Origin of the sequence: Sulfitobacter sp. M05 (genome assembly GCF_029285175.1) — a bacterium.
Taxonomy (GTDB): Bacteria; Pseudomonadota; Alphaproteobacteria; order Rhodobacterales; family Rhodobacteraceae; genus Sulfitobacter.
The window spans coordinates 186,314-209,762 of sequence record NZ_JABEDH010000002.1 but is presented as its reverse complement, the minus strand read 5'-3'; the positions used below and the strand labels follow the sequence as shown (position 1 = coordinate 209,762).

At 57.0% G+C, this 23,449-nt stretch carries 27 protein-coding genes and 1 tRNA gene; 13 read left to right on the top strand and 15 right to left on the bottom strand.

The annotated features are described in order from the left end of the window. Positions 1-122 precede the first annotated feature (122 nt). Positions 123-809, top strand: a complete 687-nt coding sequence (locus tag HKX44_RS09215) for a SprT family zinc-dependent metalloprotease (protein ID WP_276151880.1) — start codon at positions 123-125, stop codon at positions 807-809. On the opposite strand, the gene HKX44_RS09210 is transcribed toward HKX44_RS09215, so the two are convergent. Genes HKX44_RS09210 through HKX44_RS09200 form a run of 3 tightly spaced genes read right to left on the bottom strand, consistent with a single transcriptional unit; the run spans position 806 to position 1,742 of the window. Next, complete coding sequence (locus tag HKX44_RS09210; protein ID WP_276151036.1) at positions 806-1,123, bottom strand: multidrug efflux SMR transporter; 318 nt, start codon at positions 1,121-1,123, stop codon at positions 806-808. The genes HKX44_RS09215 and HKX44_RS09210 overlap by 4 nt on opposite strands. Beyond that, positions 1,120-1,350 carry a helix-turn-helix transcriptional regulator gene (locus tag HKX44_RS09205; protein ID WP_276151035.1) on the bottom strand — a complete coding sequence of 77 codons (231 nt, stop codon included), beginning with the start codon at positions 1,348-1,350 and terminating at the stop codon, positions 1,120-1,122. Before HKX44_RS09205 ends, HKX44_RS09210 begins: the two co-directional genes overlap by 4 nt. Further along, entirely contained in the window at positions 1,347-1,742 is a 396-nt protein-coding gene (locus HKX44_RS09200) for a hypothetical protein (RefSeq protein WP_276151034.1), read from the bottom strand. The genes HKX44_RS09205 and HKX44_RS09200 overlap by 4 nt, the downstream gene beginning before the upstream one ends. Positions 1,743-1,866: 124 nt before the next feature. On the opposite strand from HKX44_RS09200, the gene HKX44_RS09195 reads away from it, so the two are divergent. Both HKX44_RS09195 and HKX44_RS09190 read left to right on the top strand, forming a co-directional pair. Further along, positions 1,867-2,517 carry a GntR family transcriptional regulator gene (locus HKX44_RS09195; protein ID WP_276151033.1) on the top strand — a complete coding sequence of 217 codons (651 nt, stop codon included), beginning with the start codon at positions 1,867-1,869 and terminating at the stop codon, positions 2,515-2,517. Positions 2,518-2,704: 187 nt separating this feature from the next. Beyond that, positions 2,705-3,157 (top strand): GNAT family N-acetyltransferase, encoded by a 453-nt coding sequence (locus tag HKX44_RS09190; RefSeq protein WP_276151032.1) that lies wholly within the window; start codon positions 2,705-2,707, stop codon positions 3,155-3,157. 16 nt (positions 3,158-3,173) lie between these two features. Here HKX44_RS09190 and HKX44_RS09185 read toward each other — a convergent pair whose 3' ends face one another. Together HKX44_RS09185 and HKX44_RS09180 are read right to left on the bottom strand one after the other, a co-directional pair. After that, positions 3,174-4,136, bottom strand: a complete 963-nt coding sequence (locus HKX44_RS09185) for an acetyl-CoA carboxylase carboxyltransferase subunit alpha (protein WP_276151031.1) — start codon at positions 4,134-4,136, stop codon at positions 3,174-3,176. Positions 4,137-4,195: 59 nt separating this feature from the next. Continuing rightward, positions 4,196-4,792, bottom strand: coding sequence for a LysE family translocator (locus tag HKX44_RS09180; protein ID WP_276151030.1), 597 nt, complete (start codon positions 4,790-4,792; stop codon positions 4,196-4,198). A 72-nt stretch (positions 4,793-4,864) separates the two neighbouring features. Between HKX44_RS09180 and HKX44_RS09175 the strand changes: the two genes are divergently transcribed. Beyond that, positions 4,865-5,317 (top strand): Lrp/AsnC family transcriptional regulator, encoded by a 453-nt coding sequence (locus HKX44_RS09175; RefSeq protein ID WP_276151879.1) that lies wholly within the window; start codon positions 4,865-4,867, stop codon positions 5,315-5,317. 18 nt (positions 5,318-5,335) lie between these two features. Here HKX44_RS09175 and HKX44_RS09170 read toward each other — a convergent pair whose 3' ends face one another. Continuing rightward, entirely contained in the window at positions 5,336-6,292 is a 957-nt protein-coding gene (locus HKX44_RS09170) for an L-malyl-CoA/beta-methylmalyl-CoA lyase (RefSeq protein WP_276151029.1), read from the bottom strand. 248 nt (positions 6,293-6,540) lie between these two features. Between HKX44_RS09170 and dgcN the strand changes: the two genes are divergently transcribed. From dgcN to HKX44_RS09155, 3 genes are read left to right on the top strand one after another with little or no spacing between them, the layout of a single operon-like run. Continuing rightward, on the top strand, positions 6,541-7,542 hold the full coding sequence (gene dgcN / locus HKX44_RS09165; protein ID WP_276151028.1) for an N-acetyltransferase DgcN: 1,002 nt from the start codon (positions 6,541-6,543) through the stop codon (positions 7,540-7,542). A gap of 56 nt (positions 7,543-7,598) precedes the next feature. Then, on the top strand, positions 7,599-8,564 hold the full coding sequence (gene dgcA, locus HKX44_RS09160; RefSeq protein ID WP_276151027.1) for an N-acetyl-D-Glu racemase DgcA: 966 nt from the start codon (positions 7,599-7,601) through the stop codon (positions 8,562-8,564). A gap of 3 nt (positions 8,565-8,567) precedes the next feature. Then, complete coding sequence (locus HKX44_RS09155) at positions 8,568-9,428, top strand: D-amino-acid transaminase (RefSeq protein ID WP_276151026.1); 861 nt, start codon at positions 8,568-8,570, stop codon at positions 9,426-9,428. Between the two features lie 39 nt (positions 9,429-9,467). Here the strand turns inward: HKX44_RS09155 and HKX44_RS09150 are convergent, their stop codons facing one another. Then, the gene (locus HKX44_RS09150; protein WP_276151025.1) at positions 9,468-10,355 is read right to left on the bottom strand and encodes a hypothetical protein; all 888 of its coding nucleotides are present in this window, start codon (positions 10,353-10,355) and stop codon (positions 9,468-9,470) included. 101 nt (positions 10,356-10,456) lie between these two features. Then, entirely contained in the window at positions 10,457-10,783 is a 327-nt protein-coding gene (locus HKX44_RS09145; protein WP_276151024.1) for a DUF1244 domain-containing protein, read from the bottom strand. Between the two features lie 197 nt (positions 10,784-10,980). On the opposite strand from HKX44_RS09145, the gene pyk reads away from it, so the two are divergent. Continuing rightward, positions 10,981-12,426 (top strand): pyruvate kinase, encoded by a 1,446-nt coding sequence (gene pyk / locus HKX44_RS09140; RefSeq protein ID WP_276151023.1) that lies wholly within the window; start codon positions 10,981-10,983, stop codon positions 12,424-12,426. A 29-nt stretch (positions 12,427-12,455) separates the two neighbouring features. Next, the gene (locus HKX44_RS09135) at positions 12,456-12,680 is read left to right on the top strand and encodes a hypothetical protein (protein ID WP_276151022.1); all 225 of its coding nucleotides are present in this window, start codon (positions 12,456-12,458) and stop codon (positions 12,678-12,680) included. 16 nt (positions 12,681-12,696) lie between these two features. Here HKX44_RS09135 and HKX44_RS09130 read toward each other — a convergent pair whose 3' ends face one another. Continuing rightward, on the bottom strand, positions 12,697-13,074 hold the full coding sequence (locus tag HKX44_RS09130) for a nuclear transport factor 2 family protein (protein WP_276153711.1): 378 nt from the start codon (positions 13,072-13,074) through the stop codon (positions 12,697-12,699). Between the two features lie 211 nt (positions 13,075-13,285). On the opposite strand from HKX44_RS09130, the gene rpmI reads away from it, so the two are divergent. The 3 genes from rpmI to HKX44_RS09115 all read left to right on the top strand — a co-directional run bounded on the left by rpmI (position 13,286) and on the right by HKX44_RS09115 (position 14,201). Beyond that, entirely contained in the window at positions 13,286-13,486 is a 201-nt protein-coding gene (gene rpmI, locus HKX44_RS09125) for a 50S ribosomal protein L35 (RefSeq protein ID WP_276151020.1), read from the top strand. Positions 13,487-13,501: 15 nt separating this feature from the next. After that, a complete protein-coding gene (gene rplT, locus HKX44_RS09120) occupies positions 13,502-13,867 on the top strand; it encodes a 50S ribosomal protein L20 (RefSeq protein WP_025046027.1) in 366 nt (121 codons plus the stop codon). A gap of 257 nt (positions 13,868-14,124) precedes the next feature. After that, positions 14,125-14,201: transfer RNA gene (locus HKX44_RS09115), tRNA-Met, on the top strand. A gap of 242 nt (positions 14,202-14,443) precedes the next feature. On the opposite strand, the gene HKX44_RS09110 is transcribed toward HKX44_RS09115, so the two are convergent. The 5 genes from HKX44_RS09110 to HKX44_RS09090 all read right to left on the bottom strand — a co-directional run bounded on the left by HKX44_RS09110 (position 14,444) and on the right by HKX44_RS09090 (position 19,860). Next, positions 14,444-14,758 carry a carboxymuconolactone decarboxylase family protein gene (locus tag HKX44_RS09110; RefSeq protein ID WP_276151019.1) on the bottom strand — a complete coding sequence of 105 codons (315 nt, stop codon included), beginning with the start codon at positions 14,756-14,758 and terminating at the stop codon, positions 14,444-14,446. Positions 14,759-14,774: 16 nt separating this feature from the next. Next, entirely contained in the window at positions 14,775-15,212 is a 438-nt protein-coding gene (locus HKX44_RS09105; RefSeq protein WP_276151018.1) for a pseudoazurin, read from the bottom strand. A 98-nt stretch (positions 15,213-15,310) separates the two neighbouring features. Continuing rightward, positions 15,311-15,838, bottom strand: a complete 528-nt coding sequence (locus HKX44_RS09100; RefSeq protein WP_276151017.1) for a DUF2478 domain-containing protein — start codon at positions 15,836-15,838, stop codon at positions 15,311-15,313. After that, the gene (gene glp / locus HKX44_RS09095) at positions 15,835-17,106 is read right to left on the bottom strand and encodes a gephyrin-like molybdotransferase Glp (protein WP_276151016.1); all 1,272 of its coding nucleotides are present in this window, start codon (positions 17,104-17,106) and stop codon (positions 15,835-15,837) included. Before glp ends, HKX44_RS09100 begins: the two co-directional genes overlap by 4 nt. 81 nt (positions 17,107-17,187) lie before the next feature. Next, complete coding sequence (locus HKX44_RS09090; protein WP_276151015.1) at positions 17,188-19,860, bottom strand: molybdopterin-dependent oxidoreductase; 2,673 nt, start codon at positions 19,858-19,860, stop codon at positions 17,188-17,190. A 109-nt stretch (positions 19,861-19,969) separates the two neighbouring features. On the opposite strand from HKX44_RS09090, the gene HKX44_RS09085 reads away from it, so the two are divergent. Continuing rightward, positions 19,970-20,683 carry a response regulator gene (locus tag HKX44_RS09085; protein ID WP_346348180.1) on the top strand — a complete coding sequence of 238 codons (714 nt, stop codon included), beginning with the start codon at positions 19,970-19,972 and terminating at the stop codon, positions 20,681-20,683. Here the strand turns inward: HKX44_RS09085 and HKX44_RS09080 are convergent. Next, complete coding sequence (locus tag HKX44_RS09080; RefSeq protein ID WP_276151013.1) at positions 20,656-23,436, bottom strand: ATP-binding protein; 2,781 nt, start codon at positions 23,434-23,436, stop codon at positions 20,656-20,658. The two genes, HKX44_RS09085 and HKX44_RS09080, sit on opposite strands and share 28 nt — an antisense overlap. Positions 23,437-23,449 lie beyond the last annotated feature (13 nt).

The following is a 23,449-nucleotide window of genomic DNA, read 5'->3' as shown; positions in this document are numbered from 1 at the left end:
ATACCCCTTTTTGGTAAATTGCGTTTGCGTGGTGATGTTGGTCTAGCTGATTCAGGCCAAGTGCCATATGAGGGGGCGATAGTCAAAGGCTTTAGCCCCCTGTTGCAATGAGAGACGCCCCGTTGAGCGATATCTATCTGCCCGGCACGCCCCCGATTCCGCTGATTTTGCGTCGGTCTGCGCGTGCGCGGCGGATCACTTTGCGCATTTCACAGCTGGACGGGCGGGTGACATTGACCATTCCCAAACGGCTTGCCGAACGCGAGGCAATGGCTTTCGCCCGCTCCAAGGAGGGCTGGATCAGAGAACACCTTGAGGCGCGGGGCGAAGACATTGTTGTCGGATTGGGATCGGCGTTGCCGGTGGGCGGGCGCATGGTGCAGGTGATTGCGGGCACCGGGCGGTCGGTGCGCATCGGTGCAGATGAAATCGCCGTTCCGGGGCCGGCGGACCGCGTGGGCGCGCGGTTGGGGGCTTATCTGAAACAGGTGGCGCGGGACAGGCTGGCGGGGGCATGTGATGATTATGCCGCGCGACTGGGCCGCCGGTATTCTCGCATCACCCTGCGCGATACGCGGTCGCGCTGGGGGTCCTGCACCAGTGACGGTGGGCTGATGTTCTCGTGGCGCTTGATCATGGCCCCGCCCGAGGTGTTGGATTACGTCGCCGCCCACGAGGTGGCCCATCTGGCAGAGATGAACCATTCGCCCGCGTTTTGGGCCGGGGTGGAAGAGATATATGGCCCCTACAAGGCCCCGCGCGGCTGGCTGCGCAAAGAGGGGAATCAACTGCACCGGTACAAGTTTTAGGCCAGTTTGAGGGCGGCGATTCCGGCGATGATCAAGCCAATGCCGACAAGGCGCTGTGGCGTGGCCGGATCGGAAAACATCACCATGCCCGCCGCGGCTGCTCCGACCACGCCGATCCCGACCCACACCGCATAGGCGGTGCCCAGCGGCAGGTCTTTCATTGCGGCAGCCAGCAGCCAGAAACTGGCAAAGGCGGCGATTCCGGTCAGGACGCTGGGCCCAATTCGGGTAAATCCGTCAGAGGCTTTCATTGAGGTGGCCCAGACGACTTCGAGCAGCCCCGCGAGAGCGAGTAAGGCCCAGGGTGATGTCATGTGATGTCCTTTTCGGGTGTTGCGGTTTCAGGGGCCAGTTCGAACAAGTCATGCAGGCTGACGTCCAGATGCCGGGCCAGTTTGAGGGCCAGTAAGGTGGAGGGAATGAAAACGCGGTTCTCTACGGTGTTGATGGTTTTGCGCGACACACCAATTGCCTCGGCAAGCTGTGCCTGCGTCAGGCCGGCCGCACGGCGATGTGCCGCCAGATGGTTGATCAGGCTCACTTCCAGCCCCGCAAATCCAAGGTGACCTGGCAGAAGAAGAACATGGCCGAAGCGCTGGTAAGTGTGATCGCCAGTTGCATCTGGCCACCAATGTCCAGCAGCCAAAGCGCGGTTCCGGTGCCAAGCGCGGTCCAGAACCCAAAGCCAGCCGCGGTCTTTTGGTCGCTTTGATAGCTTTCATCCAGCGCTGCGTTGGTATTACGTTTGCCGGCACTTAGGGCCGCGATGAAGAACACCACAAAGATGAAAATAGCAGTCGCGAGTGGCAACCAATGAGGCAGCTGGTGCGGGTTGACGCCGGCAAGGGCCGCAAGCGCATAGGTGGCGCAAATAATCCCGCCAAGCGCGAAGGCGAGGATTCTGACAATTGTGAGTGTTTGGGCAGAGATCATCCTGACATACTCCTGTTTAGGGAGTTTGTAACCTATGGGTGACTTTATTCAAGGAAAAAGTAACGCAAGGGTGACATGCGTGAAGATGTATTGACCGACGGGTGTTTTGTGATCACAAGATGATATGGCCCTAACTGCCCGCCCCTCTGATGCGACGACTGTCGCCCATGACCGTGTTTTTCGCCACCTGCGGAACCGGATCATGCATGGTGATCTGTTGCCGGCACAGGCACTGACTCTGCGCGGGATCGGCAAGGAATACGATGTGTCGATGACACCGGCCCGTGAAGCGGCGCGGCGTTTGGTGGCCGAAGGGGCGCTGACCATGTCGAATTCGGGGCGCATTGCCACGCCGGAATTGAGCAATGACCGGATCGAGGAATTGGCCGCCTTGCGTGCTTTGCTTGAGGTTGAGCTGGCCAGCCGCGCCTTGCCGCGCGCCCATATGGCGCTGATCGAACGGATGCAGACGATTAATGCGGTGATCGCAGACGCGGTGCAGCGCGGCGATGCGGTGGCCTATATCCGCACCAACCTTGAATTTCACCGCACGCTATACCTGCGCGCCCAAGCGCCGGCGATGCTGGCGATGGCCGAAACGGTCTGGTTGCAGATGGGCCCCACCATGCGTTTACTCTATGGGCGTTTGCGCCGGACCGAACCGCCGCAATTCCACCGGTTGATCATTGCCGCGCTCAAAGCGGGGGATGAACCTGGGCTGCGGCTGGCGGTGCGTTCGGATGTGACGCAAGGGCTGCGGATGCTGGCGGGGTAAGGTGCGGCCTGACGGCTGGGGCATTGACCTGTGGCTGTGGGCCTGTATGGATACGGGCATGTGTATGATGACAGATACCGGTTATTACCGCCGCTTCCCCTGAACGCGGCCCTTTTCCCTATTGCAGAAAGACCAGCCGCCACTTGCGCGGTATTTTCGTTTGTGGCGTCCAGTTTGGAGACCTCAAGTGACAGAATTAGCAATCAGAAATGTACAGGCTGCGGACTTGCCGCGGGTGCAGGAGATGGTGCGGAAACTGGCCGCGCATCATGGCGATGTGGCGCAGGTCAGCCTGACGGATCTGGAACGCGATTGCCTTGGGGCGGAGCCTTGGCTGCGGGTTTTGGTGGCGGTTCGAGGCGTGGAAATTTCGGGGTACGCCGCGCTTTGCTCGTTGGTGCAGATGCAGTTCGGTGTGCGGGGGATGGACATGCATCATCTGTTTGTCAGCGAAGAGGCGCGGGGCATCGGGGTCGGGCGTGCGCTGATTGACGCCTCGGTTGCGCTGACAAAATCGCTGGGTTGCCGGTATATGACGGTCGGTACGCACCCCGAAAACAAGGCGGCGGCCATGATTTATCAGGTGGCAGGGTTTGAGCCCTTGCCATCGCCCGGCCCGCGTTTTCGGATCAGGTTTTAGTGTTTGGAGCCTGAACCTAGGCCGCCAAACCCTTGCCGCCAATGTCGAGATATTTGCGACGCCGGTCGGTGATCAGCGCTTTGGCGTCCTTGCCGTCGAGGTCTTTCAACATGTCGCCAATCGCCAGACGGACCGATTCAATTGCGGCCTCGGGATCGCGATGTGCCCCGCCTTTGGGTTCGGGAATGATCTGGTCGGTGACACCAAGCTTGTGCAGATCGTTGGCGGTCAGGCGCATGGCTTCGGCGGCTTCGCGCATTTTCTCGCTGTCTTTCCACAGGATCGAGGCACAGCCTTCCGGCGTGATCACGGAATAGACCGAATGCTCCATCATCGCGACACGGTTGGCGGTGGCAAAGGCAACCGCACCGCCAGAGCCGCCTTCACCGATGATCACACTGATCAGAGGTACGCCGATTTGCAGACATTTTTCGGTCGACCGGGCAATCGCTTCGGATTGGCCACGTTCCTCGGCACCTTTGCCGGGATAGGCACCGGGGGTGTCAACAAGGGTGATCACCGGCAGGTTGAACTTGCCGGCAAGCTCCATCAGGCGCACGGCCTTGCGGTACCCCTCGGGTCGGGCCATGCCGAAATTGCGTTCGATGCGGGATTTGGTGTCATTGCCCTTTTCATGGCCGATTACGACAACCGGCTGGTCATTGAAGCGCGCCAGACCGCCCATCACAGCCAGATCGTCGGCAAAATTCCGATCACCGGCCAGGGGGGTATATTCGGTAAACAGCGCTTCGATGTAATCTTTGCAATGGGGGCGGTTCGGGTGGCGGGCCACCTGACATTTGCGCCATGGGGTCAGCGACCCGTAAAGATCATCGAGAATTTTCGCGGCCTTGGCGTCCAGCGCCTTTGCCTCGTCGGTGATGTCCATATCTTCGTTTGCACGGGCCAGGGCACGCAGTTCCTCTGCTTTGCCTTCGATTTCGGCCAGTGGTTTTTCAAAATCGAGATACTGGGTCATTGCTTACTCCGCCTTTGCGCTGCCCTTATATGGCGGCTGTGTTTTCGGTTTGCAATCGGTCAGCCCATTTGCAGCAGCGGATAAAGCGATGCAATTAACAGCACGGCCATGGTCCCGTTGAACAGGCGCAGGCGCGCCGGATTTGTCAGTAGGCGGGCCATCTGTTGGCCCATGACAGTCCAGAAGGATACCGAGGGCAGGTTCACGGTGACAAAACACAAGGCACCAATCAGCAGCATCCATACCCCGTTGTCGGCGACGTAAACAGTGATGGCGGTAAGGGCCATCGCCCATGCCTTGGGATTGACCCATTGAAAGGCGGCGGCTTGCAGGAATGTCATGGGTCTGCTGCCTGCGTCGCGTTCTTTGATCGGGGCGGCATTGGCGATTTTCCAAGCCAGATACAGCATATAGGCGACGCTGGCGATTTTCAGCAGGGTATAGCTGATGGGGAATCGCTCGAACACCTGCACAAGACCCAATCCGGCCAGCACCATCATCACGCCAAACCCGACGGAGATGCCCAGCATATGCGGCACAGTGCGCCGAAAGCCATAGTTGGCCCCCGAGGCCATGAGCATCAGGTTGTTTGGCCCCGGTGTTGCGGAACTGACAAAGGCAAAGAGCGCAAGCGCGGGGAGGATTTCCAGATTCATCCACAATGTTTGACATGGATTTGTGGGTGAGTGATTGTGAATATGCAGGAAATTCAGGGTAATTCACAACAAATGATGGTTTTGGATCAGATTTCGGAAAATATATTGCGCGAGCTTGGTCGCGACGGCCGGATCAGCAACATCGAGCTGGCGGATCGTGTCGGGCTGTCGCCCTCGGCCTGTTTGCGCCGTGTACAGGAGTTGGAACGGCGCGGCGTGATCACCGGCTATCGCGCAGTCTTGGATCGCACGGCGATGGGTTCGGGGTTTGTCGCTTATATCGGAGTCGGATTGAACGACCATTCCAAGGCCAGTCAGGAGGCGTTTGAAAAAGCGATTTCGACGGCCCCCGAGGTGCGGGAGTGTCACAATATCACGGGAACAATCGAATATCTGCTGCGTGTCGAATGTGCCGATCTTAAAGCCTACAAGAGATTTCACACAGATATGTTGGGGGCCTTGCCGCAGGTGAATGGAATCACCTCTTACGTGGTTATGGGGTCTCCCAAGGACGAGCGGGCCTAAGCCCGCCCGCAAATAGGCTTAGCCAGCCAGCATTTCGGACTGGTGTACGATGACTTCGGCTTGTTTGATGCTGGCGATGTCCACCAGACGGCCCTTATAGACAGTCGCGCCTTCTCCGTTGGCCTTGGCGGCTTCCATGGCAGCAAGGATTTCGCGGGCTTCTGCCACGGCTTCCTCGGAAGGGGTGAAGATTTCGTTTGCCAGTGCAATCTGCTTGGGGTGGATCGCCCATTTGCCAACCATGCCCAAAGTGGCAGAGCGACGGGATTGTGCGCGGTAACCTTCATCATCGGAGAAGTCGCCGAACGGACCATCCACCGGCAGGACGCCGTGGGTGCGGCAGGCGGCAACGATGGCGGCTTGTGCCCAGTGCCATGGGTCGGACCAATGCTGTGTACCATCGCGCAGCATGTAATAGTTCTCCTGCGTGCCACCGATACCAGTGGTCTGCATACCCATCGAGGCGGCAAAGTCGGCGGCACCCAAGCTCATCGCTTCGAGGCGGGGAGAGGAGGCGGCGATTTCTTCGACATGGGCGATGCCAGCGGCGGATTCGATGATCACTTCAAAGGCAATTTTCTTGCTGCGGCCTTTGGCGGCTTCGATGGCAGTTACCAAGGCGTCGACTGCATAGACGTCTGCGGCGCAGCCCACCTTGGGGATCATAATCTGGTCAAGGCGGTCGCTGGCGTTTTCGAGCAGATCAACAACGTCGCGGTACCAGTAAGGTGTGTCCAGCCCGTTAATGCGTACGGACAGGGTTTTATTGCCCCAATCGACGGTATTGATTGCCTCGATGACGTTTGAGCGGGCAACGTCCTTGTCTGTGGGGGCGACGGAATCTTCGAGATCAAGGTTGATCACGTCTGCCGCTGAAGCAGCCATTTTGGCAAACAATTTGGTGTTGGAACCGGGGCCGAACAGTTGGCAGCGGTTGGGGCGGGCCGGGGCGGCGGGTTGGAGGCGGAATGACATTTTCTGATCCTTGGCGAAAGATTGTTGCGGGATATAACTGTCATGGGGGTATTAAATTGCGCCTCTTGCCGCAAGAGTCATTTCGCAGGTGCAGCATTCGACATTTGAGATGGATGCAAAAATTTTGCGTATATATCGAAAAATATGCAATGAACTTGCAGTAAAATACTGAGTGCCCGCAATGATGCAATCGTCTTGCGCTGCGAATTGCTCAATATGGGGCGAAACCTTTTGTCGGAGTATTCGCAATGATCCAAACACCCTATTTGCTTTTTCTGGGCGATGCCCCTGACCAACTTTCTGCCAAGGTCGCGCAGGGCATCAAGGACTGGCGTCCTGAAAATGCTGTTGGCCAGTTTCGTATGGAAGGCTGTAAGGCTGATGTCGGGCTGACCGATTTGACGTTGCAAGAGGCGAAAGATGCCGGGGCCAAGACGTTGGTGATCGGCGTGGCCAACCGGGGCGGGGTGATCTCGCAGGCATGGAAAGAGGTGCTGATTGAGGCGCTGGGCATGGGGTTCGATTTGGCGTCCGGGCTGCATAATCTATTGGCGGAAGAGGGCGATCTGGTAGCGGCGTCGCAAGTGAGCGGCCAGACCCTGCATGATGTGCGGGTCCCGAATGTGCAGTATCCGATTGCAGATGGTACCAAGCGGACCGGTAAGCGGGTATTGGCCGTGGGCACGGATTGTTCGGTCGGCAAGATGTACACCGCATTGGCGCTGGATGAGGCCATGCGCAAGAAGGGTATGAAAAGCACCTTTCGTGCCACGGGGCAAACTGGCATCCTGATCACCGGTTCCGGTGTGCCGCTGGATGCGGTGATTGCGGATTTCATGGCGGGTGCAGTTGAATATCTGACGCCTGACAATGATGATGATCATTGGGATATCATTGAAGGGCAGGGCAGCCTGTTTCACGTTAGCTATTCCGGTGTCACGATGGCGCTGATCCACGGCGGCCAGCCGGATGCCCTGATTATCTGTCACGAACCGACCCGTGAACACATGCGCGGTCTGCCGGGCTATAAGTTGCCCAGTATGCAGGCGGTGAGCGATATGGCCTTGACGCTGGCGCAGGTGGCGAATGAAGGGTGTCAGGTTGTCGGCATTTCGGTGAATACACAGCATATGTCCGAAGATGAGGCGACCGAGTATTTGGCGAAGGTTGAGGCCGAAATGGGCTTGCCTGCGGTTGACCCATTCCGTCAGGGTGCGGCGCGTTTGGCAGATGCTATTGCGGCCCTCTGACACCTGTGCCGGTTGAGAGTGCGGACAGTATATAAGGCCAAAAAGAGGGGCAAGAGATGCGTATTGAAGTGACGTCAGATGTGTTCAAGCTGGCGGAGGTATTCACCATCAGTCGTGGATCGCGGACCGAGGCCAAGGTGCTGACCGTGCGGATAAGCGAGGGTGGCGTGACGGGCTGGGGCGAATGTGTGCCCTATGCCCGTTATGACGAAACGCTGGAATCGGTAACGGCGCAGATTGAAGGGCTGAGCGGGGCCGTGACCCGTGAGGGGCTTTATGATCTGTTGCCGGCGGGTGCTGCGCGCAATGCGGTGGATTGCGCCTTGTGGGATTTGCGGGCCAAACAGACGGGCAAGCGGGTTTGGCAATTGGCCGGGTTGGCCGCGCCGGGGCCGGAGATCACCGCTTTTACCCTGTCGCTGGCAGAGCCGGCGCAGATGCAGGCGCAGGCGGCAAAACATGCGCATCGGCCTTTGTTGAAGATCAAACTGGGTACGCCCGATGACATGCCTCGGCTTGAAGCGGTGCGGGCGGGGGCCCCGAAATCGACAATTATTATTGACGCAAACGAGGGTTGGTCAGCAGAGGTCTATGCCGATCTGGCTCCGCATCTGGTGCGCCTTGGCGTGGCCTTGGTTGAGCAGCCTTTGCCCGCCGGTGAGGATGGTGCATTGATCGGGATGGCGCGGCCCGTGCCGGTTTGTGCGGATGAATCTGCGCATGATTGCAGCACCTTAGAGAAGCTTAAAGGTAAGTATGACGTGGTCAATATCAAGCTCGACAAGACCGGCGGGTTGACCGAGGCGCTGAAGCTGCGCGCGGCGGCGCTGGCGCAGGGGTATGACGTTATGGTTGGCTGCATGGTGGGATCGTCACTGGCGATGGCACCGGCAACCCTGGTCGCACAGGGGGCAAAGGTGGTTGATCTGGACGGTCCGCTTTTGCTAGGCGAGGACCGCGAAGATGCATTGAAATTTGACGCGGAGGGGGTGCACCCGCCTGCCGCTGCGCTTTGGGGATAAAAGATGAGAACAGTTTATGTGAACGGTGCCTACCTGCCGGAAAATGAAGCGCAGATTTCGATCTTTGACCGTGGGTTTTTGATGGCGGACGGGGTTTATGAAGTGACTTCCGTATTGGATGGCAAGCTGATTGATTTCGACGGCCATGCGGTGCGGCTGGCGCGGTCCCTGTCTGAGTTGGACATGCGAAACCCGATCAGCAAGGAGGACCTGCTGGAGGTGCATCGCGAGCTGGTGCGGGTGAACGAGATTGACGAGGGGTTGATCTATCTTCAGATCACACGTGGCTCTGACGGGGATCGCGATTTTGCCTTTCCTGATCCTGAGACGACGGAACCGACAGTTGTGCTGTTCACCCAGAACAAACCCGGACTGGCAGATAACCCTGCCGCCAAGAAAGGGGCCAAAATCATCAGCATCGAAGATATTCGGTGGGGGCGGCGTGACATCAAAACGGTGCAATTGCTGTATCCTTCGATGGGCAAGATGATGGCAAAAAAGGCTGGATGTGACGATGCATGGATGGTCGAGGACGGTTTTGTGACCGAGGGCACCTCGAACAATGCCTATATCGTCAAAGGCAACAAGATCATCACGCGAGCGCTTTCCAATGAGATTTTGCATGGGATCACGCGGGCTGCTGTATTGCGGTTTGCACGCGAGGCGCAGATGGAAGTGGAAGAGCGCAATTTTACCATCGATGAGGCGAAAGAAGCGGATGAAGCGTTTACCACTTCGGCCAGCGCCTTTGTGATGCCTGTGGTCGAGATTGACGGCGTTGCCTTGGGGGATGGTGTCCCTGGGCGGGTCGCCCCGCGTCTGCGCGAGATCTATCTGGACGAAATGCGTAAGGCTGCTGTCTGACGCTGTTGTCCGGTTCGTGGCGATCCCGGACCTGCGGCCCTAGGCGGTCAGCAGGTCCGGTAAAGTTGCGACATAGGTCCGGATAAACGGGATGTCGGTTGGGGTCAGGCCGGATAGGGTGGCGACCTCTTGTTCTTCGACAAAGGCGCGCATCAGTTTGGTTTCGGCGTCAAATTCAAAGTTGACGGTTGGGTCGTCCGGTGTCTCGTCCAGAAACACCAGGCTGAACAGGTCATCGCGGAAATCGAAATCGGTGATCACAGCCGGCGCGCCGGGGGCATCCGAGGCCGTTGCCACGACAAAATTGTCGTGGCCTTCGCCGCCGGTCATGATGTCGCCGTCGTCCCCCACTAGCGTGTCATTGCCATAGCCAGCGTGGAGCGTGTCACTGCTGCCGGCCTCGTCGGTCGCGTCGATGCTGCCGTCGGGGTTCAGGCCGTCAACGGCGATGACCGTGTCGTTGCCTAGATCCCCGTGGATGTGATTGGTACCGTGCCCGTCAACCAGCATGTCATCGCCATCACCGCCGCGGATGAAATCATTGCCAGCATCTTGGGCGATGCCGGAAGGGGCCAAAGTTGTGTCATTGCCATCGCCAAGGAACACCTTGTCGTCGCCCGCGCCACCCAGCCCGACATCGTCGCCGGCACCGGTGAACAGGCGGTCGTCGCCGGCATCGCCGTAAAGGGTGTCATTCCCGTCAAGCCCGCCCAGAAGATCGTTGTCCTCACCACCAAAGATCAGATTGTCCAGTAGGTTGCCCTGCACATGTTCCTTGGCGGCAGTACCTTCAAAATCGGCGGTATCCTCGTCCAGAGTGATTTTGACCGGCGCGTCATCCTCATCGGAAGAGCCATCATTGCCGGACAGCATATCAATCGCAAGGCCGAGGCCCAGCAGGGAGGGGATGAGGAAAAGCTCTAACACGGACACACACCTTAAGAAATCGTTAACGCTTCTATATGGGGTGCTGATTGTGGCGAGAGCTTTGACAGAATGGGGCGATTGTGGGGTTGTTGGCGTGGGCGTCAGCCTTTTTCGACGTTTTGGGCGAAGGAAACCTTGAAGGCTTCTTGCTGCTCTGGTTTGGCCTCGGTCTGATACTTGGTTTTCCATTCGTCCATGGTCATCCCATAGAACAATTCGCGGGCTTCCTCTTTGCCGATCTCAATGCCGCGTTCGGCGGCGGCTTCCTGATACCAGCGTGACAGGCAGTTACGGCAAAACCCGGCAAGGTTCATCATGTCGATGTTTTGCACATCGGTCCGGTCTTGCATCAGGTGCTGCTGGAGCCGGCGAAAGGCGGCGGCCTGAAGTTCAATTTCCTGCGGGGTCGGGTTCTGGATGTCAGACATGGCGATCTCCTTTTGGGGCATTGCTGGGCTGCGGGCAGTGCCGTGTCAAGTTTCTGTACTGTAATCGGCGGTGGTAGAATTGTCATATTTGTGAAATCTTTGACAGACATGCTGATGATGTGTACTCGAAAGCGGGGCGCTTGTTAACGCTAACGGTGCGCCCGCAAGAATAACGCCAGACCAAAAGGACACTGTACATGAGACGCTTGCGCAACGTGAAGATAGTCGCAACGCTGGGACCGGCATCGGACAGCTATGAGATGATCGAGGCGCTGCACAAAGCCGGCGCAGATGTGTTCCGGTTGAACATGAGCCATGGCAGCCATGCGGAAATTCGCGAAAAGCACCGGATCATCCGCGAGGTCGAAGCAAACTTGAACAGCACCATCGGCATTCTGGCGGATTTGCAGGGGCCGAAGCTGCGGGTTGGTGTGTTTTCTGGCGACAGTGAGCAATTGGTTGTCGGCGCGCGGTTCCGTCTGGATTTGGACCCTGCGGAGGGGGATGCATCGCGCGTTTGTCTGCCTCACCCCGAGATTTTCGCGGCATTGAAACCGGGGGCCACCCTGTTGGTGAACGACGGTAAAATCCGGTTGAAAGTGGTCGACTGCGGCGCAGAGTTTGCCGATTGCGAGGTGGTAATTGGCGGGGTGATTTCGAACCGCAAAGGGGTGAATGTTCCTGATGTTGTGCTGCCTTTGGCGGCCTTGTCAGACAAGGACCGCGCCGATCTGGAGTTTGTTTGCGAGCTGGATGTCGACTGGTTGGCGTTGTCGTTTGTGCAGCGGCCCGAAGATGTGACAGAAGCGCGGGAGCTGGCCAGGGGGCGGGCGGCTATCTTGTCGAAGATCGAAAAGCCGTCAGCGGTTGAGCGGTTTGACGATATCCTTGAGGTCAGCGACGGCATTATGGTGGCGCGCGGCGATCTGGGTGTTGAATTGCCGGTGCAGAATGTGCCGCCGATCCAGAAGCGTCTGGTGCGCAAATGCCGGGCAGCGGCCAAGCCGGTGATTGTCGCAACGCAGATGCTGGAATCAATGATCGAAAGCCCGATGCCGACGCGTGCGGAAGTGTCGGATGTAGCTACGGCAATCTATGAAGGTGCCGATGCGGTAATGCTGAGTGCGGAATCCGCCGCCGGCGATTTCCCGATCGAGGCTGTTACCACGATGGACAATGTGGCCCGCGAGGTCGAGGTTGATCCGACTTATCGGGATATCATCGAAACCTCACGCAAAGCGGATCGGATGACCGTGGCGGATGGCATTGTTGCGGCTGCCCGCGAAATTGCGGAAACCACAGATATTACGGCGATTTGCTGTTTTACGCAAAGCGGCACAACCGCCTTGTTGACCGCGCGGGAACGACCGCGGGTGCCGGTCATTGCATTGACGCCACTGGTGGGGACGGCGCGGCGGCTGGCGCTAAGCTGGGGCACCAATTGTGTGATTACCGGTGACGTCGATCGGTTTAAAAAGGCGGTTGTCAGTGCGGTGCGCGCGGCCCGTGACGAAGGGTTTGCCGCAGAAGAGGACCACGTTGTTGTTACCGCCGGCGTCCCGTTCAATGTGCCGGGCAGCACGAATATTTTGCGGGTCGCCCCCTGTGACGAGCGTTTGATCTTTCCTGCCGATCCGGAGTAGTATCGTACAGGTTGTATCTGGAGAGCATAATGGACCCTGATTTGGCATTGTCCCTTGGCATGGTGATTGCCGCATTTTCGATTCCGTCCATATTGTCGGCATTCTCGGACAAACGCGCACCACGGGCCTCGGCGCTAACTATCCTGATCGGCGGGGCATTGATTCTCTATGCGGTGCAGACCAAGCCCGGCGGATATACCTTTGCGCAGTTGCCAGATGTATTGGTAGCTGTGCTGGCGCGTTATTTGCCATAGGCAATGGTTTTGCCGCTCAGGGCGCGGCACGCGGGGTGTCCTGGCTGAAGATGTTGATCCAGCCGCCGGCATCCTTTTGCCAGATTGAACTGATGTACATGGTTTCTGGCGGGGCTTCAGCGTGTCGCTGGAAATCGGCGCGATAACTTAGCAGGGCGTGATCCGGTCCAAGAGGGATCAGCCGTGTTTCTTGCATATCATAGCTGTGGATTGTCGCGCCGCCCTCCAATTGCCCGCAATGGTCTTGTTTGCCGGCAAACCCGTCGGGATAGACACCAAGGAAATGATCACTGAGCAAGGCGGCGTCCGCGGCGCGATCCCCGGAAACCAGCGCATTCCAAACCTTGCGTTCCTGCGCGGTGAGAATCTCAATGAGGAGTGGCTGTTCTGTCATGGTGCCCTTGGTGTGAGGTTGCTGGATTTGCCTGTCAGGCATGGTCAGACTGGGGTAGGGCCGGTAACAAGGCAAGGCGCGTGTGTCTTTTCAGACTGGGGTCTTGCCAAGGCGGGGTATCCCGCCTATACGCCCAACTTCCACCCGTACGTCCGGCCAGTGTGGCATGCCGAGTCGTACGTAAACCGAACCTAAAAATACGGAGACGGAAATGCCTAAGATGAAGACGAAATCGAGCGCCAAAAAGCGCTTTAAGATCTCGGCGACCGGCAAGGTCATCGCGGGTCAGGCTGGTAAACAGCATGGCATGATCAAACGGACCAAAAAGTTCATCCGTAACGCACGCGGCACGACAGCACTGTCTGCGCCTGATGCAAAGATCGTCAAGGGCTACATGCCCTACGACCGCTAAGATAGGAGACCTAGCATGGCACGAGTAAAAGGTGGGACAGTTACCCACGCCCGTCACAAGAAGATCGTCAAAGCCGCAAAGGGTTACTACGGTCGTCGCAAGAACGTCTTTAAGGTCGCCACGCAGGCGGTCGACAAGGCCAACCAATACGCAACCCGTGACCGCAAGAATCGCAAGCGCAATTTCCGCGCGCTGTGGATTCAGCGGATCAACGCTGCTGTTCGCTCACATGACGAAGCGCTGACATACAGCCGTTTCATCAATGGTCTGAACCTTGCCGGCATTGAAGTTGACCGTAAGGTTCTGGCCGATCTGGCCGTGAACGAGCCCGATGCCTTTGGTGCGATCGTGAAAACAGCGCAGGATGCGCTGGCAGCCTAAGCGCTGACATATAGAATTTTGTAGAAAGCCCTGCGCAAGTTGCGCGGGGCTTTTTGCGTTTCGAGGTGAAGTAATCGGGCGCTGTGGTACGGTTGCTCATCATCCCTGAGTCTCCGAATGCTGTCCTGATTTCAGTTTTGGGCCAGTGAGTCTTTGGCTCAAAACCGGCTTTTGGTTTGAGCCAAAACTAATTTGATGTCAGGGCTGTTTTTCCGCTTGTGGTCCCAATCCCATACTCTTATACGGAGCGAACTTGGCGCGGGATGGAGCAGCCCGGTAGCTCGTCAGGCTCATAACCTGAAGGTCGTAGGTTCAAATCCTACTCCCGCAACCAAAGTAATGACAAAGCCCGTGCAACATGCGCGGGCTTTGTCATTTCTGCGTTCCTAAAAAACCGGATGCGGTCCAAGTCTCGGCCAAGGTCGTGATGAGATCGGGGTTCAGCAGGCTGTTGCGCAGGGCGGTGGGCACTCGGTTCTCGATCAATCATGACGCGGTTGGTGCAGGTTGTGAGCATATCAACGGGTTCTGTAATGCCAGGCCCTGACATCAGTACAGCAGAGCCTGACTTGGCGGTCACGTGTCGGTAACGTCTGATATCCAGGTTCCAGCAGCGACCGCACGTGGCAAACCGAGCGGACCTATTGCCAATAGCGCAACCTGTTCGAGATCCCCTTTCGCAATCCCCTCGGCAAGCCCGCGCCGGGCATGTGAATGGACCGCGCCTTCAGAGCTTGCACCAATGGCAAGTGCAAGCTTGACCAAGCGGCGTTCGCGTTCGCTCAAATTACCAGCATTGGCGGTCGCTGCGCCGAGTTCGGCATAGGCTGTCCAGATTGATGGGTGGCTTTTGGCCAGATCACCGGCGGCACCGGGTAATTCATTGCTCATAACAGTTCCTTTCAGTTTAGCTTGCAGGCCCTTCTGCAAGTATTTCTTCAAATGTTGATTTGGCCCTTTTTGGCATCTTGGCTTCAAGGAAGCTGTCAGGTGTTTCGACCTCGCCCACCTTGATGACCATCACCATTCCCATGCCGAGGTGTGGTTTGCATTTCACTCCAATCAACCCATCGGCCGTAAGCTCAACGGAGACTTCCTTATTCATCTTTCCTTTGAATGCCTTTTGCCCTTCGGGGACCATGCCCTTGATGGTTTCGGCATTATGGCCCTTGTCTGTTGGCACGAAGACCACGGTATCGCCGATTGCGGCGGATACCATCCGGGGCTGGAATATCATTGCACCGGCGTCGCCTTTGTTGAGCATCTGGACTTCGATCGTGTCGGCAAAGGCCGAAATCGGGGCCAGGGCAAAAGCGGAGGCCGCGACGAGTGATGTTAGTTTCATTGTTTTTCCTTTCAGGGGGTTAATCGTGTTTCAGTAGATGTCCTGTGCGATACGTGGGGACCGGTGCGCACAAATGATCGAGGTGGATCGGCGAGGTTCTAGGCGGCATCGCGGGCCTCTTGAACCGTAGCGAACCAATGTAAAACAGCGGCTTGGTTCATTGGCAGATTACAGGCGATACCTTCTCCGAATTCTGACCAGCTTTGGGCATATGTCGGACGAACAGCGGTCAACACCGGCACGTCCAAGGCGATGGCTTTGCTGATAAGGTCGCGAAACCCGCGCCCTTCGCTTTCTCCACGGCCAAAGCGGTTGAGGATCAGCAGATCAGCGCCCAGTACCAGTTCACGCTCGATGAATTCGGAGCACTCTGCCAGCGCCCCGGGATGCAATCGGCAGCCGTGTGATCCGTTGCCCAAAGGTTGCGAGATACGGAAAGTCCGCAGGGAGCCAAACGTCGTGAGATCCATGTCAGCACAGTGACATTCACCGCCTGCCACACCACGGGTTTGCACCGCGCCGCGTACATTCAGCCCGCGCTTGGTCAGGGTTTTTGCAATTCCTTCGAGAAACGTATCGATATCGCCATGCTCAAGGCGGATGGCCGCAAGAGGAGAAAGGCTCATGATACAACTCCGGTATCATAGAAGGGACGCCAGAAAAGGGAGTCTCCTACCTGAATTTGGCTGGTTTCAGCCGAAACAATTGCAAGCCCATCCGCTCCGCTCAGCGGTAATAGAGTGGCTGATACTCTGCTGCCAAGGCTCTGTAATACAGGTAGGCCTGCGTCATTACATGTGCTCAGGCGCACAGGAAAAACCTCAGCGCGGCCCGGCTTGCGGGTCCACTCAAACCCAGCGACTGCCGGAACCGTGGCAAAAGGGGTTGGATCAGAGCCGAGCAGGCGCATGAGTTGCGGCAATACAAACATGTGGAAGCCCACATGCACCGCAAAAGGATTGCCCGGAAGACCGGTAAAACACGCCGTGTCCAGCGTGCCGAACATTACCGGTTTGCCGGGTTTCAATGCCACGCGCCAGCCGTGAACTGTGCCACCGGCGGCGACAAGAGCGTCGCGAATGTGATCCTTGCCACCCATTGATACCGCGCCGGAGGACAAAACCAGATCATATTGCGCGCCGATGCCATCAAGCGCTGCGGCGGTTGCATCGACCTCATCGGGCAGGATGCCCAGATCGGTCACTTCTGCGCCCGCTTCATGTGCCAGCGCAACAAGCATTGGACGGTTTGCATCAGGGATTTGATCAGGGGCGCGGGGGCCATGGCACAGCTCGTCACCGGTGGAAAACACCGCGACCCGAGGGCGTCGGATAGCATCAATTCTGGTGATGCCATTGCCTGCCAACAGGCCGATATGATGCGCCGCAATGCGGGTGCCCGCAGCAACCAAGATCTGACCTGCCGCTTGATCACTGCCTGCGCGGCGGATGTTTTCGCCCAAACCAGGGGGCTGCTCGATATGGACCTTGTGGGTTTTGTCAACGCAGGCCTCAATCATCACGATTGCATCGGCACCAGCGGGCAACGGCGCTCCTGTAAAAATGCGCAAGGCAGCGCCGTCCGGCAAGGCGCGCGCTGCATCGCCAGCGGCGACGGTGCCTGCAATAGGCAAACAACAACGCTCATTCAGATCAGCGCAGCGCAGGGCAAAGCCGTCCATGGCAGCATTGTCAAAAAAGGGCATCGCTTCGAGGGCTTTGACGGGGTGGGCAGCAGTTCGTCCAAGCGCATCAAAAAGGGAAACGGATTGCGTGTCTTTGATCGGGGCGACGAGCGCTAGGGCATTATCCAGCGCGTCGGTGACGCTCATCATATCGGTGGGAGACGAGAGGCTATCGCAGCCGCAGCCGCTCGCAATGTGAGCAATATGCATCTACATTGTCCTTAGAATTTTGTGGGAAACAGGGGTAGGAGGCCGGATAACCCGGCCCCCTTGGTTAGTGATTTGCACCAGTTACTTTGGTGCGTCAGCGGCGTTTTTCATCAGGTAGTCCATGACAAGTGCGGCTTCTTCTTCATCAAGGCCTGCACGTGGGAACATTGATGGTGTGATGCCTTTCCACTGTTGCTGAGTGAAGTGTGTGACTTCGCGTGGCGCGTGACACACGGTGCAGCGCTCAAAGAAGATCTTTTCGCCCGGAGCCATATCCGCATAGAGGCTCGCAGTCAGTGCTTCCAGGCGCTCAATGCCGAGTTTATCTTCGTCAATCTCGGTGATTTCCATGTCTTCAATGATTGGAGGCTTTTCATAGGCCATATTCGGGCCTTCGGGATCTTCACATTTGCGCATGCTACACAGTGTTGTGTTGGCAGTTGTCGCTTGGGACAGGCCTGAGGATCGCTGTGTCGACGTTAGGAAATTGACCAAACCGGAGTTACATCGACCTTTGCTATCAAGCGATGGCCAGCCTCCTTCGTAGATCGACACAACGCCCGGCATGATGTCATCGGACACCACGGCACCGGCAATCACTGTGCCACGTTCATTGTAGAGTTCGACCAGATCACCATCTTCGATGCCACGCGATGCGGCGTCTTCACTGTTGATCCGAACAGGTTCGCGACCCTGCACCTTGTAGAGTTTGCGCAGATTTTCTGACTGGTCCATCTGGCTGTGCAGGCGGAACCAAGGGTGGGGTGACACGACGTGCAACTGGCCGTCTTTGGCATTGCCGAGGTATTCGTGTTTTTCGATCCATTGCGGCATGCCTGGCATGTCGTTGATCTCAAGCTTGGCGAAGTCCTCGCAGAACATTTCAATTTTGCCAGACGTGGTGTGCAAGGGGCTGCCTTCTGGGTCGTTGTAGAACTCGCTGTGACGTGTCCATTGACGAGCTTCGTCGGGCACATCCATACGGGCGTAGCCTTTTTCCCAGAACTCTTCGAAAGGGGTGTGTTCTGCTGCTGAGGATCTCTCATAGGCTTGCTGGATGTGATACATCTTGTCTTCGCTATCCGTGAACTGGGCCCAGAGACCCAGCTTGTCGGCCAGACCTTCAAAAATTTCATAATCGGGCAGGCTGTCGCCGACAGGTTCGATCACTTTCTTCATCGCGTAGACACGGTCGTTGGAATAGGTACCGCCCGAGGTAATGTCATCCTGCTCCAGCGTAGAGGCCGCAGGCAGCACAATGTCGGCCCAACGGGTTGCGGCTGTCCACCAGACGTCGACACTGACGATGGTTTCCACCTTCTCAAGCGCACGGATCAGCCGGTTGGTATCCTGCTGGTGCGACATGAAGTTGTTGCCAGCGTTAAAGATCATCTTCACGTCAGGATAGGTGTGTGTGTTGCCATTATAGAAAACATCCATGCCAGGGTTTTCCAGCATTTCGGTGATCCGGCTGGCAGGGCAAACACCTTTAACGAAGTTCCGGCCCTGAGACAGGCCCGATGGGGTGGATTTGCTGGAAGCGGGCATGCCGCCATTACCATAGTGCCAGCTAAAGCCAACGCCTTGTCCGGGCTTGCCAATTTTGCCTGTCAGGGCGGCAAAGTTGATAATGGCCCAGTGTGTCATTTCACCGTGTTGCGCCCGTTGCAACGCCCATGCACCAGCAAATTCGGTGTTGGATGTAGCGAAAAGCTCTGCCAGTTCCTTGATCTTGGCCTCGTCCATGCCGGTGATGCCAGCCGCCCATGCGGGTGTTTTGGGGGTGTCGTCGGTTTCACCTTTTAGATAGGCGATCCATTTGTCGGCACCCACGGTGTATTTCGCCATATAGGCACGATCTTCAAGGCCGTTTTCCAGCACATGGTAAGCCATTGCGCAGAACAGGGCGACATCGGTGTTAGGCACGATTCTAACCCAATCGGCATTTAGATATTCATCAGAGGCGGTACGTTGCGGGTTAATTGAGATGAATTTCACACCTGCATCACGGATTTCTTCCCAATGGGCATACATCCCGTGGTCCGCTACGCGGTATTCGATGCGGTTGTTCTTGATTGGGTCACAGCCGACGAGAACAAACACTTCCGTGTTGTCGCGGATGGTTTCCCATGCGGACTGAGCTGAATAAACTTCCATGTCGCCGATGATATGCGGCAAGGACACCTGAGACGCACCGGCAGACCAATCGCCAGATGTGTTGGTGCAACCGCCCAACAGATTGAGCAGGCGACCCTGAAGCACGTTCGGACGGAAGGTGCCCGCATTGGACCAGCCGCCATAGGACGACGAGAAAATCGCTTCGTTGCCGTGGGTCGTGGCGGTGTCGAGCAGTGCCTTGGCGGTCAAGCTCCAGGCGGTGTCCCAATCAACCTTTACATATTCTTCTTTGCCCCGCAGCTCAGGTTTGATGTCGGCACTTTCCCAGCCCTCAAGGTAGGATTTGCGCACCATCGGATAGTTGATACGGGATTTGTCATAGGTTCGGTCTTTGACGCCGTAGCTAAGCATCTCGGTTGGACGGGCGTCCAGTTCCATGATGTTGTTAATGCCGACAAGTTTACCATCGCGCACCACTGCCTCAAACGGGCCGAAATGGGTTGCGTGAAATGTGCGTCCCGAGAATGAGTTCGGGTCTAGTGCGGCAAGCGCAGTTGATCCCATCAAGCTTGTTGCGCCGAACATGGCGGCACCACCTTGCAAAAACGCACGACGGTTCGGTTGATTAAATGACATGCTGACCTCCTGTAGCCAATTCAATTTAGAGTGACCTTAGGCTTTGTTGTTTGGGCAGGCCTTGATTTGATGCAAAGTGGGTTGTCCGAAAATGTAAAGAAATGTAACAATGGCCGACATGAGCCAACACATCTTGATTGTCGAAGATGATCGCACCACGCGCATGCGTCTTGCCGCCTATTTGCGCGAGCAGGGATATCGCGTCAGCGAAGCCGAGAACGCCGAACGCATGGAGAATACCATCAGCGTTGATCCGCCGGAACTTTTAGTGGTCGATATCAATCTTGATGGCAAAGACGGGCTGACCATCACCCGCGAGCAACGAGCGGTATCGCGGGTTGGAATTATCCTGTTGACGGCGCGAGATGATCAGGTCGACAAGATCGTTGGGCTGGAAATGGGGGCAGACGACTATATAACCAAGCCATTCGATAAACGGGAGCTGGCCGCTCGGGTAAAGAACCTTCTGATGCGGATTGCAGATATCGGACAGGCCCCACGAGGGCCGCCTCCGGTAGAAAATTTTGGCCCTTGGTGTTTTGATCGCATCCGGCGCAGGCTTGTTTCCGCAGCGCGATCCGAGGCGCTTACGAAACAGGAATTTGACGTGATGGCTGCACTGGCTGATCACCCCGGCCAAACGCTAAGCCGCGCACGGCTTGCCGAGATGATGGGCCGCAAGGCGATGCGCTCAAACGACAGAATGATTGATGTCGTCGTTGGGCGTTTGCGCAAGAAGCTGGAGAAAGATCCTGCCAAACCGGAGTGGATATTGACAGAGCACGGGTTGGGCTATCACTTTGTCGACCCAACGGCAGCCTGAGACATCGCACTCAAGACCGCTTTTTCCAGAATGATCGTGGCGTCTTGTGCTAACTCCAGCAATTGGTCTAGCAAGCCCTCATCCACGCCATCCTCAGCGGCCTCGATACGCGCCAATACGGCGCAAAGCCGTTCCAGCCGGAAGTTCGCCGCCGCGCCTTTCAATTTGTGTGCCGCCTTACGCTGAGCCTCCGCAGAGGCCAGCTGGATACTTTCGACTGCATGGGGCAGATCATCAAGAAATTCGCGAACGATTAATTCGGTGGTCTGCGGACCAAGGTCACTAATGTCTTCGCGGAGGCTTTTCAGGACAACATTGTGATCTGGGTCCCTCTCTACAGATGTGCTCGCGTCCAGAACTTCCGCAAGTGCCCGTGGCGAGATCGGTTTTGACAGAATACGCGCAACCTCAAGTTTGGCGCGGTTTTCAGGGGTGTCTTCGATCGAATGTGCTGTCAAGGCGACCAGCAGAGGGGCATCCTTGTTTTTAGCCATCTGTTTGGCAACTTCCTCACCGCGCATGTCGGGCAGATCAAGGTCGATGAGAACCAGGTCAAATCGACGTTCTGCATTGACCTTTAATCCGGAGGCTCCTGTGGCGGCTTCGCTGACCAGGCAGCCGAGCCGCTCCAGATAACCACGCGCCACCATGAGGTTTACCGCGTGATCGTCGATAACAAGTACTTCACTGCCCCGGTTCGCATTGGGCGCGCGCGCCTCGCTTTCTGCGGCCAGTTTCGGATCACCCCGTTTCAACGGCACTGTCAGCGTGAAACGGCTGCCAACGCCAGCTTTGCTTTCAACGCTGAGAGCGCCATTCAGCGCGTCGGTCAGGGTGCGGGATATGGCAAGGCCCAGCCCAATTCCCTCGATCCCGGCACGTTTGGCAGAATCGGCCCGCATATACGCATCAAACGCATGAGGGATCGCTTCACTGGTCATCCCGATACCGGTGTCAGCAACAGTAAAACTGACCACGTGGTGTCCGGTCTGTCCATCAATGGCGTGGTCGACGGTCAAAGTTACGGTGCCACGTTCGGTATATTTTACCGCGTTAGAAATCAGGTTTCCGACAATCTGACGGATTTTCACCACATCACCCAACAGGGCCAACGGCGCGGGCTCGGACAGGTCAATGATGGCCTCTAGCCCCTTGGGGGTCGCCAGAGACTGCAAATGAAAACCCATTTGCCCGACAAGTTCGCGCAACCGGAAATGCACGGGATTACTACGGTTCGACCTGTTCTCAGCGCTCGCGAAATTGAGGATATCGTTTGTGATGTCAAGCAACTCATGGGCAGAATTCAAGGCTGTAAGGGTTCGCCGCTTGCGGTCCGGGTCCGGCTCGTCGACCTCCAGCAGGTCAAGCATACCGATGATGCCGTTCAGTGGGGTGCGGATTTCATGGCTCATGCGCGCAAGAAACTCGGTCTTGCTGCGATTGGCAGATTCTGCTTCAGCGCGAGCCGTGTCTGAAGTGTGCATTTCACGCACTACATCACCTGTCCGCGCGATCACGGCGTCTTCCAGACTGTCGCGCAGCCGGGTGGCGTCGCGGGCACGGCGTCGCAAAATGTTAAGCGCCTTTTCCATGCGTCCGATTTCGTCATGGCCACTGATTAAGATAGGGGTGCCGTATTCTCCGCGAGCGACAGCAACGATACGCCGCGAGATGTTTCCCAGCCGCGCGACCAATTGCCTGCGGGCATAGAGCCATAGAACGGCACCAATGACCACCGCGCTTGCGACCACCACCAATAGCGCAAAGAGCAGGAAGGTTGATTTCTGCTTGGCGGCTGCAATTTGCGCCAGCCCTTCGGCTCGGACCACATCACGCGCGTGCCTTGCTCGTTCTGACAGGGCTGCGATAACACCTTGCAGCAGCACACGATCTTGCGTGATAGACGCCTGCAGCGCAATCCTATCACGTTGCAGATTGATCAAACCTCCCGCGTCCAAGGCCCTTTGTTGATGGTTTAAAAGCGAAGTGGCTTCCTTTGCAGCCAGAGGTGACGGCAGAAAAGCAACGCGACGCAGCGCCAAAGACAAGCGCTTTGATAACTCGGAACGCGCTATTTCAACCTCTTGCAGCGATGCAATTGTAGGCACCTGTTGAAACTGCAACCGTACAGCGTCGATCAAACGCGCTAATTCTGTCAGACGTTCGAATGCAAAAAAATGCCGATCAGCTAAGGCATCCAGCGCAGAGCGTGGATCCGCGTCAGGACTTAGATACAGATCGGCGATGCCAGCCGTGATCCTGAGACGGGCCAGATCGGTCTCCGCTTCAATCAGAGCATCCAACCGTGCGCCATCCCGCGTGAGGTTGTGAACCTCGGCGCGAATACTTTCCTCAAGAGTCAGGTTTTCAAGTGCGTTTGTGGTCATTCGGCCAACAATTTCCCGCGCTTGCAGGTATGGGGCGGCACCAGTGGCAGGCGGACCCATTTCCTCAAGCGTCCGCGTCCCGTCCTCAATACTCATGACTGTCCGTCCAAGCACTGCTGCGACTTGTTCAAGATCTTCGCGTGTATCGGCCTGCGCAAAGGCTGAAGCCAACGAACTCATCACCTCGGCTGACGCGCCAATCTTGCTGGCCAGCGTGATTGCAGGCATGTTGGTTTGAATAAGCGCGTCCTGTGTGCGAACCAGATATTGGTTGACGCCAATAGCAGCGATACCCACCATAATAGCCAAAGCCGCCATGGTGCTTAGGATCTGGATCAACCGCGTGTCAAAGTTTGTTCGTCTCATAATCCGACACTAC

Coding starts and splice junctions, on each gene's coding strand:
- HKX44_RS09210 (WP_276151036.1), bottom strand. CDS start 1,123: ATGACATCACCCTGGGCCTTACTCGCTCTCGCGGGGCTGCTCGAAGTC.
- HKX44_RS09200 (WP_276151034.1), bottom strand. CDS start 1,742: ATGATCTCTGCCCAAACACTCACAATTGTCAGAATCCTCGCCTTCGCG.
- HKX44_RS09195 (WP_276151033.1), top strand. CDS start 1,867: ATGGCCCTAACTGCCCGCCCCTCTGATGCGACGACTGTCGCCCATGAC.
- HKX44_RS09185 (WP_276151031.1), bottom strand. CDS start 4,136: ATGACCCAGTATCTCGATTTTGAAAAACCACTGGCCGAAATCGAAGGC.
- HKX44_RS09180 (WP_276151030.1), bottom strand. CDS start 4,792: ATGAATCTGGAAATCCTCCCCGCGCTTGCGCTCTTTGCCTTTGTCAGT.
- HKX44_RS09175 (WP_276151879.1), top strand. CDS start 4,865: ATGATGGTTTTGGATCAGATTTCGGAAAATATATTGCGCGAGCTTGGT.
- HKX44_RS09170 (WP_276151029.1), bottom strand. CDS start 6,292: ATGTCATTCCGCCTCCAACCCGCCGCCCCGGCCCGCCCCAACCGCTGC.
- dgcN (WP_276151028.1), top strand. CDS start 6,541: ATGATCCAAACACCCTATTTGCTTTTTCTGGGCGATGCCCCTGACCAA.
- dgcA (WP_276151027.1), top strand. CDS start 7,599: ATGCGTATTGAAGTGACGTCAGATGTGTTCAAGCTGGCGGAGGTATTC.
- HKX44_RS09155 (WP_276151026.1), top strand. CDS start 8,568: ATGAGAACAGTTTATGTGAACGGTGCCTACCTGCCGGAAAATGAAGCG.
- HKX44_RS09145 (WP_276151024.1), bottom strand. CDS start 10,783: ATGTCTGACATCCAGAACCCGACCCCGCAGGAAATTGAACTTCAGGCC.
- pyk (WP_276151023.1), top strand. CDS start 10,981: ATGAGACGCTTGCGCAACGTGAAGATAGTCGCAACGCTGGGACCGGCA.
- HKX44_RS09135 (WP_276151022.1), top strand. CDS start 12,456: ATGGACCCTGATTTGGCATTGTCCCTTGGCATGGTGATTGCCGCATTT.
- HKX44_RS09130 (WP_276153711.1), bottom strand. CDS start 13,074: ATGACAGAACAGCCACTCCTCATTGAGATTCTCACCGCGCAGGAACGC.
- rpmI (WP_276151020.1), top strand. CDS start 13,286: ATGCCTAAGATGAAGACGAAATCGAGCGCCAAAAAGCGCTTTAAGATC.
- rplT (WP_025046027.1), top strand. CDS start 13,502: ATGGCACGAGTAAAAGGTGGGACAGTTACCCACGCCCGTCACAAGAAG.
- HKX44_RS09110 (WP_276151019.1), bottom strand. CDS start 14,758: ATGAGCAATGAATTACCCGGTGCCGCCGGTGATCTGGCCAAAAGCCAC.
- HKX44_RS09105 (WP_276151018.1), bottom strand. CDS start 15,212: ATGAAACTAACATCACTCGTCGCGGCCTCCGCTTTTGCCCTGGCCCCG.
- HKX44_RS09100 (WP_276151017.1), bottom strand. CDS start 15,838: ATGAGCCTTTCTCCTCTTGCGGCCATCCGCCTTGAGCATGGCGATATC.
- glp (WP_276151016.1), bottom strand. CDS start 17,106: ATGCATATTGCTCACATTGCGAGCGGCTGCGGCTGCGATAGCCTCTCG.
- HKX44_RS09090 (WP_276151015.1), bottom strand. CDS start 19,860: ATGTCATTTAATCAACCGAACCGTCGTGCGTTTTTGCAAGGTGGTGCC.
- HKX44_RS09085 (WP_346348180.1), top strand. CDS start 19,970: ATGGCCGACATGAGCCAACACATCTTGATTGTCGAAGATGATCGCACC.
- HKX44_RS09080 (WP_276151013.1), bottom strand. CDS start 23,436: ATGAGACGAACAAACTTTGACACGCGGTTGATCCAGATCCTAAGCACC.